This window comes from Anaerospora hongkongensis (assembly GCF_004339805.1).
GTDB lineage: Bacteria > Bacillota > Negativicutes > Sporomusales > DSM-15969 > Anaerospora > Anaerospora hongkongensis.
Map to the genome: position 1 here is coordinate 1 of NZ_SLUI01000005.1, position 18,687 is coordinate 18,687.

The following is an 18,687-nucleotide window of genomic DNA, read 5'->3' on the forward strand; positions in this document are numbered from 1 at the left end:
TTCAAAACGTTGTGGTGTTTCAGTGAAACACCTAACATCTGGCGTTTATTTCATCTTACATTGTTCAGTTTTCAAGGAACACTTTGTTTTCGTTGTCATCGCTTGTCGCGGCGACAGCTTATTTATGTTAACATAACCATTTTGTTTTGTCAACATGTTTTTTTGTTTTTGTTCTGCGCAATAATCCTTGATAGGATCGACGCTGAAACTGTAGCACCGCATCTCCTGCGGTAAGTAATACTATACCATAACCATTTAGAAGTCTACAACTTGTCATAATCGTGAAAATAGACAGATCGTCATGATTTGGCCCACAAATTGTAATATATGCTTCCTTATCCTTAGATATACGCAAAAATACAACTTTTACGGATTTTTTTACCAAAAAGTTCGCGGCATAATGCGCTCTAGCCTGCGGACAGGCTTTCCCACACAATCCAAATCGCCAATTTGATCAGCGATCTCCTTAATTGCGGACGTTGCAATCATGGGCAGCTTTAATCTTTGAGCAGCCTCATAGACACCGCGGGCACCGCTTTGCACAACTTCCACTGTTGTTTCTTCCGCCATGTGCGTATTATTTAACAACGCATCGACTCGCCCCAAAGATAATACATAGTCGACAATATCCTCAATTGTCGAAGTGAAGGGACGTGACATATTAATAACGGCAATGATCTTCAACCAGGGATTTTCATGAGCTCCTTCAATCAGGTTAAAAATAGCCGCACCGTGTACGCCGTAACCGATGTCAAGAATAACATTCCCCGGACGCCTGAGCGCCCATCGCATAGAGCCTTTAATTGTGCCGCCCGCTTCCCCCAGGCCCATCGTTTCCCGGGTCTCCCAGGCATCCACTGTTATTCCCATTTCCTCCAGTTCCCGCTTAATTGGGCGAATGGTATAGCAAGGCTCCACTGTATCCAAATCTACCAATGTTACCGGAAGCCCTTTACGCGTGAGTTCAATGGCCCGGTTTACCGCATTCTCACTTTTTCCGCTGGCATATTCACCTATATAAGCCTCAATAATCGGGTCCATATTTACCCCCTTGTCCATATGAAAAGCTCGCCAAGCAACAACCGCCTACCGAGAGCCTGTAAAATCAAACAATAAATAGTTTAAACAAAATCAGCAAAATAACTCCCGGTAAACCAAGAAAACCAGCAACTAATGCCGTTAAAGGATTAATTGCAATCATAAATCCTACATGACCGCCAATGAAATTTACCGCCCACAACATTGCGCCACCAATCAGGCCGTTATAAATTAACTTAAAAATTAATTTTATCGGCATGAAAAACATGCGCCCTATAATATATAGCAAAATGATTCCAAATACGTAAGCAATGGCGATTGTCATATCACCGGACAATCCACTAATGGCAGGCATGAGCATTCTCCTCTCACAATACAAATTAGTATATCTATTTCAATATATACGACGCCCGTCCTGCTTTATGCCAAAAAAATAATGAAGCTATGCAGCCTCATTATGCATTCCCATAAGGAGAATAACAAAATTTTTCCTGGCGAGCTTTTTTGAGAAAGTAAATATAACGCCGTTCGGCTGCCAAAATCATATAACTTGCCGAATCAATTAAATCTTCATCATCAGGTGAAGTACGAAATATTTCGTGTGCCAGGCACCACTCCTGCTTAGCCTGCTCGATTAGCTTTTCCATCGGTACCTCAGCCGGCTTCGTCTCTGGGCTGCCGTTAAAAAGCCAGGATAACCATTCCATCAACATGTCTGCACCCCCTTGGTACATGTATACGGCAATCATCCACAAATATGATACATTCTCACAGTAAAACAACAACAGGGCTCTCCGCCCTGTTGTTATTACAAAAAAATGAAATATATTATGGTATTATCATTTGTTAAGGAAAGGCATCGAATCAGTGTTCTGTTATTGTATATTTGGAATGAACGATTCCTTCGGCACGGGCTCTTTTCATCAAATAGATATACTTCTTTTCTGCCGCTTGAATTAAATAAGCAGCATGGTCAATCAAGTCTTTATCCGTAACAGTATTATAGTATGCTTGCGCTTCCTGCCACTCCCGCCGCGCCTGTTCAATACTCTCAGGAAGTGACATCTCAGCCGAATGTGGTTTCTCCCGTTCGTGTTCCATTAAGCTGCTAACCATCTTACCTCCGGCAGTTATAATATTTACCCATGGTGCATTCATTCTAATCCCCTCCTGTTGGTTATTCTTCCCATACAAGAAGGACATTAAACATAAAAGACCTGGCATACACCAAGTCTTTCCTAAAAAATATACTCTTATAACTCGCGCCGGTTTTCGACCGCTTTGGACAGTGTTACTTCATCAACATACTCAATATCTCCACCAACAGGCAGTCCATGAGCAATGCGGGTTGCCTTTACACCTAACGGCTTTAACAAGCGCGCCAGGTACATGGCGGTAGCCTCACCCTCTACATCAGGGTCAGTGGCCATAATGACTTCTTTTATATCACCGCTTTGCAAACGCTGCAGCAGTTCCTTAATGCGTATATCGTCGGGTCCCACCCCGTCCAGCGGCGAAAGCGCCCCGTGCAGCACATGATAAAGCCCGCGGTAATCGCGCGAGCGTTCAATAGCTGCAACTGCCCGTGGCTCTTCAACCACACAGATAATCGTATGATCTCTACTTTGCGCCTGACAGATCTTGCAGGGATCAGTATCAGTAAAATTGTAACACACGGAGCAGTAGCCAATCCTATCCTTGGCCTCAATAATCGCCTGGGCTAAAGCTTGGGCCTGGCTTTTTTCCATTTCCAGCACATAATAAGCAAGGCGGGTTGCAGACTTTGGCCCGATTCCCGGCAGACGGCGAAACTGCTCCACTAATTTGGCTAAAGGAGCTACCTGCTGCATAGGATTAGAACATTCCAGGCGGCAGATTCATTCCACCGGTTAATTTGCCCATTTCTTGCGCCATCATATCATCAACTTTTTTTAGTGCCTCGTTAACGGCAGCGGATACGAGATCTTCCAGCATTTCCACGTCTTCCGGATCGACAGCAGTTGGCGCTATTTTAAGCGAAACAATTTGTTTTTCACCATTCATTACAACCTTGACAGCACCACCGCCGGCCGTAGCTTCCAGTGTGCGGGTTTTCAACTCTTCTTGCATCTTAGACATATCGGCTTGCAGTTTTTGAACTTTTTTCATCATACCTGCCATATTGCCCATGTTACCAAACATATAGAAATCCTCCCTTATTTATGGCAAAAGCCACTTTATTCTTCCTGTATGATTTTCCCGCCAAACATCTGAATAGCTTGACGGAGAACAGGATGATTCTCATCAGACTGCAGCGCATTGACCGCAGGTGCCGGAGCGCTGACAGAAGCCGGTGTTTCTTTTTTGGCGGGCGCTGCAGGTGCTGACGGCGCGGCTGTTCCCAGCAAACATTGAAGTCTCACCTGCTGTCCGCTCACTTGAGCCAATCCTTTTTCAATCAGCGTCCGGAAATCATCCTTTTCTGTCCGGTCCTTGGCAAACTGACTGGTAAAACGAACAGTTGCCGTCTTATCATCTAAAGAAACCAGCTGGCCTTGGGATACGCAGGCATGAACGGCACGCTTGCCTTCCGTTATCAGCTGTTTGAGTACTGCATCCCAGACTGCTTTTACATCACCTACCGGCACTGTCGCTTTACTAACTTTAGCTTCAGGCTTAGGCGCATCTGCCGGGGTATGCTCAGGCACTTGAATTGCCGGCGGTACCTGCTTACTGATAGCAACTGCTGGTGTATTGACTGGTTTTACAGCCCTGATGGCAATATCTCCACTCTCAGCCTGATTTAGACGCTCTTCTAATTGGCTAATCCGGTCAAGCAAAGCAGATAAATCCTCTCCACCGCTGCGACGGCAGGCGGATAGCAATGTCATTTCAATCGTAATGCGCGGTTCAGGTGACCACTTCGTATCGTTTGCACCCTCATGCAGCAGTTGAATGATTTGGACAAGTTCGCTATGAGTAAGTTTCGCACTCTGACCAGCCAAAATTTCCTTGCTTTCACTATACCGGTCTAATCCGTCCAGCTCCGGAGCCGCCTTATATAACATTAGGCTGCGCATATGTAATGCCAACTCAATTAAAACCTGGCGTCCATCTTTCCCCAGCGTAATAATCTGCTCAAGATCGGTTAGAATTGCCGGCGCATTCCGGTCAATAACCGCCTCTGCCAGGCGCCACACCCATTCATGGCCAATAAGCCCCAACAGTTGCCTGACATCATCCGGCGTTACCGCTTGTGTTTCCAGACTGGCACACTGATCCAAAATACTCAGCGCATCCCGCATACCTCCATCAGCATGCGCAGCAATAAGGCGAATTGCATCAGGGGAAATAATAATACCGCTATTTTCGGCAACCATTTTCAGACGATCCTCAATTTCCCTGAGGCCAATACGCCGAAAGTCATAACGCTGACAGCGGGAGTGAATGGTTGCCGGTATACGATGAGGCTCGGTTGTTGCCAGAATAAAAACCACGTGACCAGGCGGCTCTTCCAATGTCTTTAGCAGCGCATTAAACGCTTCGGTGGTCAGCATATGCACTTCGTCGATTATATATACTTTTTTTTGCCCTTCGACTGGTGCAAATTTAACAGTTTCACGCAAATCACGTATTTCATCAATACCCCGGTTAGAGGCCGCATCAATTTCAAAAACATCCATTGACGAACCGGCAGTAATACGTTCGCAGGCAGGACAATGGTTACACGGACTAGGGGTCGGGCCGTGCACACAATTTAACGCCTTTGCCAAAATCTTAGCCGTACTCGTTTTGCCTGTACCACGCGGTCCGGCAAATAAGTAAGCATGTGCAATCTTGCCGGTGGCAATAGCGTTCTTCAGCGTTGTGTTAATATGCTCCTGACCGATAAGATTATCAAAATCCTGAGGTCGCCATTGACGGTACAATGCCAGATAAGCCATATTTACACCCCCTCGTATGCAATATTCCACACAAAGATTAGTATTTCCTTTTTCAATTGCTCCTACAAAAAAGCAGCCTTACGGCTGTATTATACTTATACTTAACTACCAATTGACGATTAACCCGTGTCACTGGAACCGTCCCCACGACAGCACTCAGCTTAGGCCGTTGAGAAAGCTCCATATACTAGGCGCGACGAGGACGCGAGCGAAGACAGTACATTGGGGTACGACAAGCGAGCGCCCGCAGTCGCAACAACGTAGATGGGGGTTTATCGACGGCCGACAACGTTTAAGGTCCGACCATGACAACCCCTCAGGCACCCTTGCGGCACATAGAAATGGTCACTTACCGCTGCTTCCTTCCGGACCTGACGGGGTTCATGAGTTTCCATTGCGCAAGACCCAAGTGATTGCCATGGGCGGACCTTAAAAAGAAATGGTCGTATTCGACGACCATTTTTTGTGTTAAGGATTTATGGCGGAGAGAGAGGGATTTGAACCCTCGGTACAGTTTCCCGTACACATGATTTCCAATCATGCTCCTTCAGCCGCTCGGACACCTCTCCATACTTCCATACAACACTCTAATATGAGATTTTACAGCAGCTGCAATTAATCATTGTAATCTCGACTGCGAATATTAGTATACCTTGTCCGTAACAAGTTGTCAATACTGTTATGGATGGAAATTATAGGATAATAAAGCGCCAGTTTGACAGCTTCTATATGGGGTTCAGAACCTCCTACACCCTAACTGCAGGAGGTCCTAACCTTACTCGTATTTTTAATTGGGCAGATTAAGTACACACGCCGCAAGCAGTTTGGCCCGCTCAAATAGAGTATCAACAACGGCAAACTCCTCCGGACTATGATTGCGTCCGCCTTTTACTCCCATTGCACACACAGTGGGAACACCTGCCATGACACTATAAGCCGAATCTGAACCGCCGCCAACCAGCTTAGGATAAGGAACTCCCAGCCCCATTTCCTCATAGGTCCTGCTGACAACCGAAAAAAGCGCCTCACTGCCAGGAGCCCTTTTCATTGGTGCGATGCCGGGGATTTCATTTAAGGTTGTACTTGTATCCGGAATATATATTTTGGCGGCAATAGCCTGCATTTGCCGGCGGATTTCCGGTAATAATGCCGGATCAAGATATCGTACATCAACGATAATTTTGGCCTGCCCCGGCACTGCGTTCGGCACTGTTCCACCTTCAATTACGCCTACATTAAAAGTTGTACCGGTCTTCCAGTTTGTAAGATTTTGTATTGCAATTACCTTGTGAGCTATTTCAAGAATAGCACTCCGCCCGTTTTCAGGCTCATTGCCGGCATGTACGGCAATACCCTTAACATGCATTTCAAACAAAGCTGACCCTTTTCGTCCAACAACAATAGCATCATCAGTAAAGCCTGTTTCACAATTAAATGCTGCCGCCGCTCCCTGTGCCTCCGCCATCAATAATTCTGCGGTATTGGATTTGACATGCCCTACCTCTTCATCACCCGCGAGGATCATCTTCAATGGACGTGCATCGTATTGAGCTGCTTGCAAAGCCTTCATTGCATACAGCGCCGCCACAATCCCACCTTTCATATCAAGAACTCCCGGCCCATATGCAACACCTTCGTGAATAGTAAAAGGTCTTTTGGCAATAGTCCCCACCGGGAAAACAGTATCCATGTGTCCTAGAAATAAAACCTTAGCTTGCTTCCGGTCTTCGCCAAGTTCGCCAATTAGCATATTGCCGGCCTGTTCCATCTCAATAATCCGGGTAGCAGCCCCTTCGCCGGCCAAAACCTGCTGAATTTTGGCGGCAACTGCGTCAATTCCGGGCTTATGCTGCGAACCACTTTCCGTACTGACAAGTTCCTGCCATAAGGCCAGCATTTCTTCCCGGTGTTCATCAATAAATTGAAAAACCTGCTGTTTTTGTCTGTCCATGTTCTCCTCCTGTCTACTCCGCTTTTGCCATGGAAAGCAATTCTTGCCCAACCTGCTGTAAGGTGATTGCCCGTTCGGTAATTGACTCTATCGCCTTTGCCTGTTCCTTAGTAATACCTGCGGTTTGCCGGGTATGATCAATAACTACTTCCATTGATGACTTTAGCTCTCTTAGCGTTGTTTGAATCTCCTTGGCCGACTGGTGGCTTTGATCTGAGAGCTTGCGGACCTCTTCGGCTACAACCGCAAATCCTCTGCCGTGCTCGCCTACCCGCGCAGCTTCAATTGCAGCATTAAGACCAAGCAGATTGGTTTGTCCGGCAATTTGCTGAATAATCGCGATTACCGAGTCGGTATTATTTACATTCTCTGATACATGATCAGATAAATTAGCGACATCCTGCATGGTAGCTGCCAAATCTTCATGAGACGCATTGAGCTCCTCTATCGTGGATGCAATAGTAGTAATTGAATCACTGACTAGCTGCGCCTGTTCCAGCAGCAGCTCCCTGTTCTCAGCCGCTTGCAGTTCCCAGCGGAACAGGCCTGTGGCGATTTTTGCAATGGGTTTGGAATAGATCGGGTCTCCGCCTATCCCAAAACTGCCAACCCATTTATTCTGATAAACAATAGGCAGGTGAACGCCCATTTTTACCGCTCCACCCGAGCGTTCTTCATCTTCTGCTGTTACAATGCGCCCTTCTAACTTCTCCGTAAGCACCTTCTGCGAACCGCTGTGAACTGTGCCTACTCGGGAAGCGTCTCTGGCCGCGATGATTGTACCTGTATGATCACAAATTACTGCGCTAAGTTCTGTTTCCTGAAAAATAAAACTCATAATTTTATTGGCAATTATTTTATCCAAGGCTATCCTCCTCAGCTAATATCTACGGAATATCTTTTGCCTTATCTGCATAAGCGTCAGGGAAGACGCAGTTTATCTGCCCCTTCCCTCTCGAACGCAAAAAATATCAACTTTAGCTTAAAAATAAGTATCTAATCCTTTGGATTTCCGATTATAGGCAGGCAATAGTTTCAATTTCAACAGAAACGTCTTTGGGTAATCGAGCAACCTGAACGCAGCTTCTGGCCGGAGCAGCCTGCGGAAAATACTCGCCATACACTTGATTGACGATCGGGAAATCGTTCATATCCGTAAGGAATACGGTTGCTTTGACCACGTTTTCCAAGCCGATCCCCTGGCTTTGCAGAATGGCAATTATATTCTTAATAGCCTGTCTCGTCTGCGCGGCAACATCACCGGTTACCACTTCCCCTGTGGCGGGGTCAACCGGAATTTGTCCGGAAATAAACAGTAACCCGCCTGTTTGTATTGCCTGTGAGTATGGGCCTATCGCAGCCGGAGCCTTATCCGTCGTAACAACGCTTTTCATTAATTCAATTCCTCCTATTGAAGTTGACAAAAAGGGTTATCTCCTTATTGCTTTGCCAACGCCTTGTATTTCGCAAGTTTCTCTTTAGCATCTTGTTCCGTCTTAACAAACAACGCTTCGGCGGCCTCAGGGTATTGTTGCAGCAATGAAGAATACCGCACTTCACCCAGCAAAAACTCTTTAAAATCCATTGAAGGTTCCTTTGAATCCATCTTGAAGGGATTCTCACCTGCAGCTGCTAGCTGAGGATTATAGCGGTACATCGCCCAATAGCCGCTATCCACTGCCCGTTTAGCTTCTAACTGGCTGCAGCCCATACCTACTTTCAGTCCGTGGTTGATGCAGGGCGAATAAGCGATGATCAATGACGGCCCCGGATAAGCCTCTGCTTCGGCGATGGCTTTTAAGGTTTGGTTTTTATCGGCGCCCATGGCGATTTGCGCCACGTAAACATACCCATAGCTCATGGCAATCATGCCGAGGTCTTTCTTTTTGGTCTTTTTACCGCTTGCGGCAAATTTAGCAATTGCGGCAGTCGGAGTAGCTTTAGAAGACTGACCGCCCGTGTTGGAATACACTTCGGTATCAAATACCAAAATATTAACATCTTCTCCTGAGGCTAACACATGATCCAAGCCACCGAAGCCAATGTCATAGGCCCAGCCGTCACCGCCAAAAATCCATTGCGACCGTTTTACAAGGAAGTCCCGGTTTTTGTAGATCTCATTAAGCAGGGGATCCTCGCCTTTGATCTGACATAGCTGGCTGATCAGCTTATCAGCCCTTGCCCGGGTACCTTCTCCCTTATCTTTGTTAGCCAGCCAGTCTTCACAGGCAGCTTTGAAATCTTCTCCCAGATCCAATTGCGCAGCCTTCTCAATAGCCAGTGCAACTTGCTTTCTCAGCTGCTTGCCAGCCATCAGCATACCTAAGCCGAACTCGGCATTATCTTCAAATAAGGAGTTCCCCCAGGCCGGTCCATGGCCGCGATGATTAGTCGTGTATGGCAATGAAGGAACGCTGTCAGCCCAGACCGATGAACAGCCGGTAGCATTGGCAATCATCATCCGTTCACCATATAACTGTGTGACCAGCTTGGCATACGGTGTTTCCCCGCAGCCGGCACAGGCACCGGAAAACTCCAGCAGCGGCTGCTCAAATTGGCTGCCCTTTACTGTAAAAGCGTTTACCGGATTAGCCTTTGGAGTAACTGAGAGGGCATAGTCCCACTGCTCTGCCTGCGGCAATTGGGTGTCCAGCGGTTTCATTATCAGGGCCTTTTCCTTAGCCGGGCAAACTTGAGCACAGTTACCGCACCCGGTGCAATCGTAAGGCGAGACTGCCATAACAAAGGACAGTTCTTTCTGTCCCATACAGGGCCTTGCCTGCAAACCGGCCGGTGCTTGCTGCTTTTCTGTCTCGGTTAATAGTACCGGTCTGATAGCAGCATGAGGGCAAACATAGGAACACTGATTACACTGAATACATTTTTCTGCCTGCCACTCGGGCACCTGGATTGCAATACCCCGTTTTTCGTAGGCGGCCGTTCCCATGGGGTATGAGCCGTCCTCCAGTCCAATAAATGCACTTACCGGCAGCTTATCGCCTTCCTGGCGGTTCATAGGAATCAGAATATCCTGAATAAATGCCGGAACCGCCTTGCCGGACGCCTCCGTATCTTGCGCCTCCTGCCAGGCTGCAGGAACAACAACTTTAATAATAGAGGCAATTCCCTGATCCACAGCAGCATTATTCATGGCAACTACTTTTTCGCCTTTTTTGCCATACGTTTTTTTAATTGCGTCTTTGAGATATTTTACAGCCTCTTCTTCCGGAATAATGCCGGCAATTTTGAAGAATGCGGCCTGCATAATCATGTTAATCCTGCCACCAAGGCCTAGCTGCTGGGCAATTGCGACAGCATCAATTCTGTACATAGCTATATTGTTAGCTGCAAGATAGCGTTTCATTGCTGACGGCAGATTCTGCTCAAGCTCTTCTTCGCTCCATTGGCAGTTTAGGAGAAAACTGCCGCCTGGCTTCAAGCCTTCTAAGACATTGTAATTATACACATAGGACTGATTATGACAGGCGATAAAGTCCGCCTTATTAATCAGATAGGGAGATTTGATCGGCTTTTGACCGAAGCGCAAATGAGAAATGGTAACTCCGCCCGATTTTTTAGCATCATAGGCAAAATAAGCCTGAGCATACATATCAGTGTGATCACCAATAATTTTAATGGAATTCTTATTGGCACCAACAGTTCCGTCAGAGCCTATCCCCCAGAACTTACAGGCCTTGGTGCCTGAGGCAGTCGTATCTATATCTGCGCCAAACGGCAGCGAAGTGTGGTTGACGTCATCAATGATCCCAACGGTAAAATTATCCCGCGGCTTGTCCGCTTTTAAGTTCTCAAATACGCCATGGATATGGCTGGGGATTACATCTTTACCACCCACGCCACATCGCCCGCCAACAATCACCGGCTGCCACGCTTTGCCGTAAAAGGCGCTTTTCACATCCAGGTACAGCGGCTCAGCCAGGGCGCCCATTTCTTTGGTTCTGTCTAGTACGGCAATTTTTTGCACCGTTTCCGGGATATATTTAAAGAAATGCTCCAATGAGAATGGCCGGTAAAGGTGTACCGTCAACAGGCCGACCTTTTCTCCCTGGGCAGTAAGATAGTCAACAACCTCTTCGATGGTTTCACACATCGATCCCATAGCAATAATCAACCGATCTGCATCGGGAGCACCGCAATAGTTGAACAAATGGTATTCCCGGCCTGTTAATTTACTGATTTCAGCCATATAGTTTTCAACAATTGCCGGAATATCCTGATGGAAACGGTTAGAGACTTCTCGTTGCTGGAAGTGAATATCGCTGCCTTGTACAGTGCCTTTCGTCAGTGGGTGATCGGGATTGAGCGCTCTTTTGCGGAAAGCATCCACAGCCTCCCGGTCTAGCAGTCTATCCAGCTCCTCATATTCGAGCACTTCAATTTTCTGGACTTCATGTGACGTTCTAAATCCGTCAAAGAAGTTAAGGAACGGTACCCGGCCCTTAATCGCCGCTAAGTGCGCTACAGCCGACAAGTCCATAACCTGTTGAACACTGCTTTCAGCAAGCATGGCAAAACCGGTCTGCCTTGTGGCCATAACATCGGAATGATCACCAAAAATACTGATGGCATTGGCCCCAACTACACGGGCACTGACATGAAATACGCCAGGCAATAACTCCCCGGCAATTTTATACATATTGGGAATCATCAGCAAAAGCCCTTGCGAGGCAGTGTAAGTAGTAGTCAATGCACCAGCCTGCAGCGAACCGTGCACCGCACCTGCTGCCCCGCCTTCTGACTGCATTTCCACAACTTCTACCGTTTGCCCGAACAGGTTCTTTTTCCCTTGAGCAGCCCATTCATCAACGCTCTCTGCCATATTAGACGAAGGCGTAATTGGGAAAATAGCTGCCACATCAGTAAAAGCATATGAGATATAGGCTGCTGCCGTATTACCATCCATAGTTTGCATTTTTCTTTTCATCTTACATCAATCCCCTCGTGTGAAATCAAGTATGTATTGCTTACTATTACTAACGGCAACGCCAAGGGGGGCAGGCTTGTTTCGATTTAGAACCACACTACTGCCCCACAGTTTCTGCTATAGAAATTATCCGTTTAGTCCCATAACATTTATCAAAATTCTGGTCAGTATCATGACTACAGCAGCATCGACAAGCGGAACGCAGATCAGCAGGGAATGCCATTTCCGGTCAACATTGGAAACGATTACGATGCGCACAAAGTGTCCAATCAGCGTTCCCATTGTTACACAGGCCGGAAACAGGATTGTCGCCTGTGCCGCTGTGATTACCCCTTTGGAATACAAAGTCGCCGCAGTAGCGCAACCTGCCGCTTTGGCAAAAAAAGCGGCAACAAGAGCAAATACGGCTTCACCCGGCAGGCCAAACAAAATCATTACCGGTTCCAGGAGCTTACCTACACTCTTCATTAATCCGGTAATGTCCAGAAATTGAATTAGCACGTAGGCCAAAACCATGGCAGGAGCAATCATTTCCGCACCAATATAAAATCCTTTTTTAGCTCCTGCTACAAATTCTTCCACTATACTTGGCTTAACTTTTTTTACATCTGCGCCGGCAGCAGCCTGATTAGCCATTTACCCCGCTCCCTTCTACCTGATTTCTGCTCGCATGCCATTTTAAGTAGAGCCGTACCAAATTAGCACCCATGACTTTAACAACAAAGATCAGTCCGATAATCATCCCTACCGGCAGAACACTGATCGGCAGCAGGGCCGCACCTGTACCAAAAGTATTGGTAACCGGTGCAGAACCGGCATACTGATATGCAACAAATATAGCCCGTTCTTCTTCGGTCATCATTTTGTCCTCAACCATTCCCTTGGTCATTACTGCCGCCACATCAGAGCTGGTTAAGCTGCTGACAAAAGCCAGGCCACTGGCCCCCGGCAGTCCCATAAAAGGCTTTAAAATCGGACGGAATACGACTTCTGCTGCCCGCAAAGCGCCAAGTGACTCGGCAACCTGAATACAGCCCAGCGCAAACATCAAGGTTGGAAACAACGTTAACGCGAACATAAAGCCGTCACGTGCTCCGGTACCACCCTTACCGGTAAAAATTACGCCTTTGGCAACTTGTCCAAAATCCCCTGTTAGCACCTGGAAATCCAATGCCCGCAAAGGACCATCCATCTTGGCAAATACACCGGAAAAAGAAATAAGCAAGATGATTAATGATAGCCATCCCTTCCAGGTAACCTTGTATTTTTCCTCTGCCATATACTCTCCCCCTAATTCATCTATTGCAAAGAACAGAATTACGGCTCAGCCGTTTAGCTGTTCAGCTTAAGCACACAGTCAACCATCAGCTTAGCTCTTTCGAATAAGCTCTCTACCTGGGCATACTCCTCCGGACTATGATTGCGGCCGCCTTTTACTCCCATCGCGCATACTGTCGGTACCCCTGCCAGAACCGAATAGGATGAATCAGATGCACCGCCCACACGTTTGGCATAAGGAGTGCCAAAGCCGTTTTCTTCATATGCTTGTTTTACAACTTCAAACAATTGCAGAACCCCGTCCGTTGTTTTCATTGGCTTAATACCATGCATATAAGTGACCGCACCAGTGGTTCCCTCAACAGTTACGTTAACGGCAACCTCTTCAAGCTGCTTCATAATGCCCGGCAGGTCATCCGGGTCCTTATAACGGACATCGATTAAAATCTTTGCATAATCAGGAACAGCTGTGGATGTTGTGCCGCCTTGCATTACTCCTACGTTGAAGCTGATGCCTTTTTCCCAGTCCGTTAACTTTTGTACGGCAATAATCTTATGAGCTATTTCCAAAATAGCACTCCGGCCGTTTTCCGGATCATTTCCCGCATGAGCAGCGGTACCTTTTACTTCCAGCATTATTTGGGCAACGCCTTTGCGGCCGACAACGATCCCGTCATCAACAAAGCCTGTCTCAACATTGAATGCCGCAGCGTAGCCTGCTGCTTCTTTAAGAAAAACATCAGGCGTAGTCGAGTGAGCGTGTAATACCTCTTCGTCTCCGGCAAGAAGCACTTTCAGCGTGCTTGAGTCATAACCCGCTGCCCGCAAAGCCTTTATTGCATAAATAGCAGATACGATACCGCCTTTCATATCAAGAACACCCGGCCCGTAAGCGATACCATCCTTTATGGTAAAAGGCCGTTCTTTAATTGCACCTGCCGGAATGGCCGTGTCCATATGTCCCATAAAGATTACACCCGGTTTTGGCTGTTTCCCCTCAAATTCAGCAATTAACATGCTGCCGGCTTTTTCGAACTCAACCAAACGCGAAGCTGCACCTTCCTGATCCAATATCTGTTTGAAGCGTACAGCTACCTTATCAATTCCGTCTTTTTCATGAGGACCACTTTCCATGCTAACAATCTCTTCCCACAGTGATACCATTTCCTCACGATGCGCGTCTACAAACTGGAATGCTTTCTGCTTCTTGTCATTCATTCTTTGCTTGTCCTCCTTAATACTTTTCTACTTTCTATATCTACCAGCGCTCTGTGTAAGCACTGCTATAGAAAACCAAGTTGTCAGGTTTTTCAATATTTGAAAGGTGCGCTTAATTCTGTTAATTCTTTATTAAATAAAGGGTGCTTCAAATGAACATATTTTCACTACTTTCATTTAAAGCACCATTGCTTTATAACATCCTGCTTTTTAATCCATGCTACTTAAAATCTACAACTGGGATATTATAGTCCGCTATTATTTTTTTCAAATTATTAATTGCTGTCGCTTCAGGGGTTGTAAACTTACCCGCTTGCGCTCCAACAGCCCGGTATTTGGATTCGCCAAAATCGTGATAAGGCAGCAATTCTACTCCCTTAACATCAGTACGGCTTTTAATAAACTCACACATCATATGGATGTTTTGCTCATTGGCATTCACTTCAGATATTAAGGGAACGCGGACAACGGTATACGGGTGTACCCGGGATATACGGGCAATATTTTCTAAAATTTTGTCATTGCCCACCCCGGTCATTTCTCTATGGCGCACGTCATCCATGTGCTTGATATCGATAAAAACGCAGTCCAGCATTTCGAAAATATCATCTACCTGCTCCCAGTCAAAATAGCCGCTGGTTTCAACAGCAGTATTAATTCCAAGTCTGCTGCAGGCCGTTACAAGCTGCCGCAAAAATTCCGGCTGAGCAAATGGCTCTCCGCCGGAGAATGTCACTCCGCCGCCGGACTCACGGTAAAAAACAGTGTCTCTTTTGATTACCGCAAGGACATCGTCAACTGTCACTACAGACCCGATCAGCTTGCGCGCTCCTGCAGGACATACCTCACAGCACCTGGAACTACAGCGGCATTTATCCCGGTCAAAGGAAGGAAACGCATCACCCTTGGTGATTGCGCCTTCCTTACAAACCGTTAGGCAGCGGTTGCAGCCGATGCATTTTTCCTCGAAAAACACTACTTCCGGACTACTTTTCCACGATTCGGGATTAGCACACCACTGGCAGCGCAGTGGACAGCCTTTCAAAAAAACCGTGCTCCTTACACCATCGCCATCATGAATTGACCAGCGCTGAATTTGAAAGATGGTTCCACTACATTGCTTCATACGTGGTTCTTTCTATAATAGCATCCTGGGCTTCCCGGGAGAGGTTGACAAACTGTGTACTGTAGCCAGCTACCCGAACGAGCAAATCCCGATATGCTTCCGGCTGCTCCTGGGCCTTTCTCAAGGTTTCGGTGGAGACTACATTAAACTGAACATGAAAAGCACCTAAGGCAAAATACGCCCGGATCATCGAAGCCAGATTTTTTAGATTTCGGTCTGATGCCAGCAGATCAGGCGACAGCTTAACATTCATCAGAGTGCCACCCGAATGAACATCATGGTTTATTTTAGCAACAGAGCGCATAGCCGCGGTTGGACTTGTCAAATCAGTTCCCGCATGCGGTGATACCCCTTCTGTCAGCGGACTTTGGGCTTTTCTGCCATCCGGCGTTGCCCCGATTACACTGCCTGCGGGAATATAGTTGGAAATCCCCATGAAGGCAGAGTTGAAAGGTGCCCCGAAGAGATCCTTATAAGCACGTACTTCCCGGTAGTAAAAGTCACTGATTTCTACAACAATCGAATCAACATACTCATCATCATTGCCATATTTCGGGCAAGCCAGCACAGCCTGTCTCAGTTCCTCATACCCTTTCCAGTCTGCATCCAGAGCCTGATTGATTTGTTCCAGGGTATATTTTTTATCTTCAAACACCAGCTTCCTGATAACTGCCAGTGAGTTAGCGGCATCAGCAATCCCGATACCGGTAAGCACTGGTCCGAGATTATATTTTGCGCCGCCTTTACTAAGATCTTTTCCTTGCTCCATACAACCTTCGACCAGCATGGAAAGGTACGGTCTAGGCACCATCTCGGTATGTATTTGCTGCGCAGTAATTGAGCCAATAACAGAGTGTTTGATTAAATAAGCAAGTTGCTTAAAAAAGGCCGCTTTCACTGCTTCATAACTTACAAACTCTGATACAGGGACTTCCGGAAGTCCCATTTCCTTACCGGTTAACCGGCTTTTCCCCTGATTTAAAGAGTGTTCAAGCGCAGCTGCCAGATTAATATTAACAGCCGATGTCCATTTGCCTACTTTTCTGTGATGAGGCACTACGCACCCGCAGTTATTCCAATCCCGTGCATCTTCCGGGGATAACCCTTCGGCCAGCAGCATCTGAGAACCAACTCTGTCGTTGTGCACAGCGGGGAATCCGGTTCCAACCCGGATCAGCCGGCACACCGCCAGGAGAAATTCATCCGGACTGTCCGGATGAATCCGGACACTCAGCCCGGGCTGATGCGTTTTTACGTTCTCTGTTGCTTTCAGACACATATAAGAAAGTTCATTTGTGGCATCGCGGCCGTCTCTTGTTCTGCCGCCGACAGTCAAGTTCTGAAAGGAATTATATCCGGCAAAAAACTTGGCCGTATTGCTGGAAATAGCCCAAACCCATTCAGAAAGCTTAATCCAAAGCGCTTCAATCAACTCCTGCGCCGCTGCAGGCGTAATGACACTATTTTTCACATCTTCGGCAAAATAAGGATACATATATTGATCAAACCGGCCAAGATTCAATGCCAGTGAGTTCTCCGACAGGATAGAACCAAGCTGGGTAAACCATACGGTCTGTATTGCTTCATGGAAGTTCTCCGGAGGATGCTCAGGGACTTTGCGGCAAACTGCCGCAATTGTCAGCAATTCTTTTTTCCGCTGCTCATCCGATTCAGCCTGAGCCATCGCCAAGGCCTTATCAGCATAGCGCCCGGCTAAGGTAATAATACCCTCGCATACTAGAACAGCCGCATTGTAGAAATTTATTTTCTCCAGTGCTTCAGCAGAAGTTGGCTCTAAGCTCTGCAGTTTGGCAAGAGCCTCTTGCTTTAATCCTCCGAAACCCTTTTTAAAAATAATATCCTGATAATCAGCTGTTATTTCCCCTACAGCGTTTCTCCATTTCGAGTCGTTATCAATAATGCCGGTATCAATCAGAATCTTTGCTGTTTCCGGATTAATACGGGACAAGAAGTTTTCTTCGAGAGATTTGCCGCGCCAATAAGGAAAGATTTTTTCACGCAGTACTTTTTTTGCCTCATTATCAATACAATAAGGGTCCTGGCCCCGGCTTTCAAAGGAATCCATTTCCTCCTCAACCCATTTCCAGGAGTATTCCGGACAAATGACCCCTGTCTTCAGGAACTCGCCAACTGCTCCGACAACCAGTTCTCCCGAAAAAATAGTGACAGGAATGCTCTTACATACAGCCAGAAAGGCTTTTGCCCGCCGGATAATCACAGCTTCACCTTCGGTTTGCTGATGTGACAACGTAAACGCGACTGCCCGCTGAACGCTGATCGATGGCTTTGCATCTAGATACGACTGTCTAAAATCTTCAATACGGGTAGTGGACATCATAACCCCTCCTCAAATTTGTCAATACAATTCTTGTTGGATAGGACAACTTTCTATTTTCGATTTTCGAATATATACAATAATCAAAGCTGGCGTTACAAACGCTTCGCTTTGGTATCTTCGCTTTAATACAGTACTTAGCCTAAATACTCGATCAGGTTATTGCTGGCATCTGCCATATGTTTGCGTAGTACTTTTTGTGCTCCTTTAATATTTCCCTTAGCGCAAGCCTCAAGCAATGCACGATGTTCTTCCTGCGATTTTGTCTGGTAATGCATGGTTGTTAAATATAACCGCATGTACCGGTCTACATTGTTATGCAGATTTTGAATCATCGTAAGCAATTTGGGCCGGTTGGCCGACCGATATAACGTCTCGTGGAATTGCCAGTTCAGCTCGCTCCACTGGTTGCTGTTGGTTTCTGCATCTGCTTTTTTTAAAATCTCATCCGCTTCAGTCAGAACAGCTTCGGTCAGATTGGGAATTGCCAATTCCAGTGCACCTAGTTCCAGATAAAGCCGTATATCAAATATCTCCTGTGCTTCGGCTGCAGATAACTCGCTCACTACGGCCCCGCGATTAGGGTAAAAAACAACGAGCCCCTCTGCTTCCAAACTTTTTAAGGCTTCCCGTAAAGCGCTCATGCTTACGCCAAATTTTGTAGCTAACTCCTCCTGTTTTAATTGAACGCCTCCAGTGAGTTCTCCCGATAGAATAGACTCGCGCATGATATTGGTGATCATACCGGGCAATGTACGATAGGAGGTTTTTATTTGATTTTTAAAATTAGTTATCATAATTTTACTATAAATCTTTTTAGCAGCTTTGTAAACATTATTTTCGATTGTATTT

Annotated in this window: 17 protein-coding genes and 1 tRNA gene; all 18 read right to left on the reverse strand. The window is 46.6% G+C overall.

Annotation, left to right across the window (positions count from 1 at the left end; genetic code table 11):
- Positions 1 to 378 precede the first annotated feature (378 nt).
- Positions 379 to 1,041: a P-loop NTPase family protein gene (locus EV210_RS08110; protein ID WP_132078328.1), complete on the reverse strand. Its 663-nt coding sequence runs from the start codon at positions 1,039 to 1,041 to the stop codon at positions 379 to 381.
- 64 nt (positions 1,042 to 1,105) lie between these two features.
- The gene (locus tag EV210_RS08115; RefSeq protein ID WP_207900687.1) at positions 1,106 to 1,393 is read right to left on the reverse strand and encodes a pro-sigmaK processing inhibitor BofA family protein; all 288 of its coding nucleotides are present in this window, start codon (positions 1,391 to 1,393) and stop codon (positions 1,106 to 1,108) included.
- A 100-nt stretch (positions 1,394 to 1,493) separates the two neighbouring features.
- Positions 1,494 to 1,751 carry a DUF2508 family protein gene (locus EV210_RS08120; RefSeq protein WP_165898836.1) on the reverse strand — a complete coding sequence of 86 codons (258 nt, stop codon included), beginning with the start codon at positions 1,749 to 1,751 and terminating at the stop codon, positions 1,494 to 1,496.
- A 151-nt stretch (positions 1,752 to 1,902) separates the two neighbouring features.
- The gene (locus EV210_RS08125) at positions 1,903 to 2,196 is read right to left on the reverse strand and encodes a YaaL family protein (protein ID WP_243650478.1); all 294 of its coding nucleotides are present in this window, start codon (positions 2,194 to 2,196) and stop codon (positions 1,903 to 1,905) included.
- 95 nt (positions 2,197 to 2,291) lie between these two features.
- On the reverse strand, positions 2,292 to 2,888 hold the full coding sequence (recR, locus tag EV210_RS08130; protein ID WP_132078334.1) for a recombination mediator RecR: 597 nt from the start codon (positions 2,886 to 2,888) through the stop codon (positions 2,292 to 2,294).
- A gap of 4 nt (positions 2,889 to 2,892) precedes the next feature.
- Positions 2,893 to 3,219, reverse strand: coding sequence for a YbaB/EbfC family nucleoid-associated protein (locus EV210_RS08135; protein ID WP_132078337.1), 327 nt, complete (start codon positions 3,217 to 3,219; stop codon positions 2,893 to 2,895).
- 35 nt (positions 3,220 to 3,254) lie between these two features.
- A complete protein-coding gene (dnaX, locus tag EV210_RS08140) occupies positions 3,255 to 4,961 on the reverse strand; it encodes a DNA polymerase III subunit gamma/tau (protein WP_132078340.1) in 1,707 nt (568 codons plus the stop codon).
- 479 nt (positions 4,962 to 5,440) lie between these two features.
- Positions 5,441 to 5,530 (reverse strand) — tRNA-Ser (locus EV210_RS08145).
- A 218-nt stretch (positions 5,531 to 5,748) separates the two neighbouring features.
- Positions 5,749 to 6,912 carry a M20 family metallopeptidase gene (locus EV210_RS08150; protein ID WP_132078343.1) on the reverse strand — a complete coding sequence of 388 codons (1,164 nt, stop codon included), beginning with the start codon at positions 6,910 to 6,912 and terminating at the stop codon, positions 5,749 to 5,751.
- Positions 6,913 to 6,925: 13 nt separating this feature from the next.
- The gene (locus EV210_RS23315; RefSeq protein ID WP_132078346.1) at positions 6,926 to 7,777 is read right to left on the reverse strand and encodes a methyl-accepting chemotaxis protein; all 852 of its coding nucleotides are present in this window, start codon (positions 7,775 to 7,777) and stop codon (positions 6,926 to 6,928) included.
- Between the two features lie 151 nt (positions 7,778 to 7,928).
- On the reverse strand, positions 7,929 to 8,306 hold the full coding sequence (locus EV210_RS08160; RefSeq protein ID WP_132079140.1) for a RidA family protein: 378 nt from the start codon (positions 8,304 to 8,306) through the stop codon (positions 7,929 to 7,931).
- Positions 8,307 to 8,350: 44 nt separating this feature from the next.
- Entirely contained in the window at positions 8,351 to 11,857 is a 3,507-nt protein-coding gene (nifJ, locus tag EV210_RS08165) for a pyruvate:ferredoxin (flavodoxin) oxidoreductase (RefSeq protein ID WP_132078349.1), read from the reverse strand.
- A gap of 126 nt (positions 11,858 to 11,983) precedes the next feature.
- A complete protein-coding gene (locus tag EV210_RS08170) occupies positions 11,984 to 12,493 on the reverse strand; it encodes a nucleoside recognition domain-containing protein (protein ID WP_132078352.1) in 510 nt (169 codons plus the stop codon).
- Positions 12,486 to 13,136, reverse strand: coding sequence for a nucleoside recognition domain-containing protein (locus tag EV210_RS08175; RefSeq protein WP_132078355.1), 651 nt, complete (start codon positions 13,134 to 13,136; stop codon positions 12,486 to 12,488). Before EV210_RS08175 ends, EV210_RS08170 begins: the two co-directional genes overlap by 8 nt.
- A 53-nt stretch (positions 13,137 to 13,189) precedes the next feature.
- Positions 13,190 to 14,353 (reverse strand): M20 family metallopeptidase, encoded by a 1,164-nt coding sequence (locus EV210_RS08180; protein WP_132078358.1) that lies wholly within the window; start codon positions 14,351 to 14,353, stop codon positions 13,190 to 13,192.
- 220 nt (positions 14,354 to 14,573) lie between these two features.
- Positions 14,574 to 15,479 (reverse strand): glycyl-radical enzyme activating protein, encoded by a 906-nt coding sequence (locus EV210_RS08185; protein ID WP_132078361.1) that lies wholly within the window; start codon positions 15,477 to 15,479, stop codon positions 14,574 to 14,576.
- Positions 15,466 to 17,838, reverse strand: a complete 2,373-nt coding sequence (locus EV210_RS08190) for a glycyl radical protein (RefSeq protein ID WP_243650479.1) — start codon at positions 17,836 to 17,838, stop codon at positions 15,466 to 15,468. Before EV210_RS08190 ends, EV210_RS08185 begins: the two co-directional genes overlap by 14 nt.
- A 134-nt stretch (positions 17,839 to 17,972) precedes the next feature.
- Positions 17,973 to 18,563, reverse strand: a complete 591-nt coding sequence (locus EV210_RS08195; RefSeq protein WP_243650480.1) for a GntR family transcriptional regulator — start codon at positions 18,561 to 18,563, stop codon at positions 17,973 to 17,975.
- Positions 18,564 to 18,687: the final 124 nt, after the last annotated feature.

Bases quoted from the DNA above. Each gene is read 5' to 3' on its own strand.
- EV210_RS08110 (WP_132078328.1), bottom strand. From the start codon at position 1,041: ATGGACCCGATTATTGAGGCTTATATAGGTGAATATGCCAGCGGAAAA.
- EV210_RS08115 (WP_207900687.1), bottom strand. From the start codon at position 1,393: ATGCCTGCCATTAGTGGATTGTCCGGTGATATGACAATCGCCATTGCT.
- EV210_RS08120 (WP_165898836.1), bottom strand. From the start codon at position 1,751: ATGTTGATGGAATGGTTATCCTGGCTTTTTAACGGCAGCCCAGAGACG.
- EV210_RS08125 (WP_243650478.1), bottom strand. From the start codon at position 2,196: ATGAATGCACCATGGGTAAATATTATAACTGCCGGAGGTAAGATGGTT.
- recR (WP_132078334.1), bottom strand. From the start codon at position 2,888: ATGCAGCAGGTAGCTCCTTTAGCCAAATTAGTGGAGCAGTTTCGCCGT.
- EV210_RS08135 (WP_132078337.1), bottom strand. From the start codon at position 3,219: ATGTTTGGTAACATGGGCAATATGGCAGGTATGATGAAAAAAGTTCAA.
- dnaX (WP_132078340.1), bottom strand. From the start codon at position 4,961: ATGGCTTATCTGGCATTGTACCGTCAATGGCGACCTCAGGATTTTGAT.
- EV210_RS08150 (WP_132078343.1), bottom strand. From the start codon at position 6,912: ATGGACAGACAAAAACAGCAGGTTTTTCAATTTATTGATGAACACCGG.
- EV210_RS08160 (WP_132079140.1), bottom strand. From the start codon at position 8,306: ATGAAAAGCGTTGTTACGACGGATAAGGCTCCGGCTGCGATAGGCCCA.
- nifJ (WP_132078349.1), bottom strand. From the start codon at position 11,857: ATGAAAAGAAAAATGCAAACTATGGATGGTAATACGGCAGCAGCCTAT.
- EV210_RS08170 (WP_132078352.1), bottom strand. From the start codon at position 12,493: ATGGCTAATCAGGCTGCTGCCGGCGCAGATGTAAAAAAAGTTAAGCCA.
- EV210_RS08175 (WP_132078355.1), bottom strand. From the start codon at position 13,136: ATGGCAGAGGAAAAATACAAGGTTACCTGGAAGGGATGGCTATCATTA.
- EV210_RS08180 (WP_132078358.1), bottom strand. From the start codon at position 14,353: ATGAATGACAAGAAGCAGAAAGCATTCCAGTTTGTAGACGCGCATCGT.
- EV210_RS08185 (WP_132078361.1), bottom strand. From the start codon at position 15,479: ATGAAGCAATGTAGTGGAACCATCTTTCAAATTCAGCGCTGGTCAATT.
- EV210_RS08190 (WP_243650479.1), bottom strand. From the start codon at position 17,838: ATGATGTCCACTACCCGTATTGAAGATTTTAGACAGTCGTATCTAGAT.
- EV210_RS08195 (WP_243650480.1), bottom strand. From the start codon at position 18,563: ATGCGCGAGTCTATTCTATCGGGAGAACTCACTGGAGGCGTTCAATTA.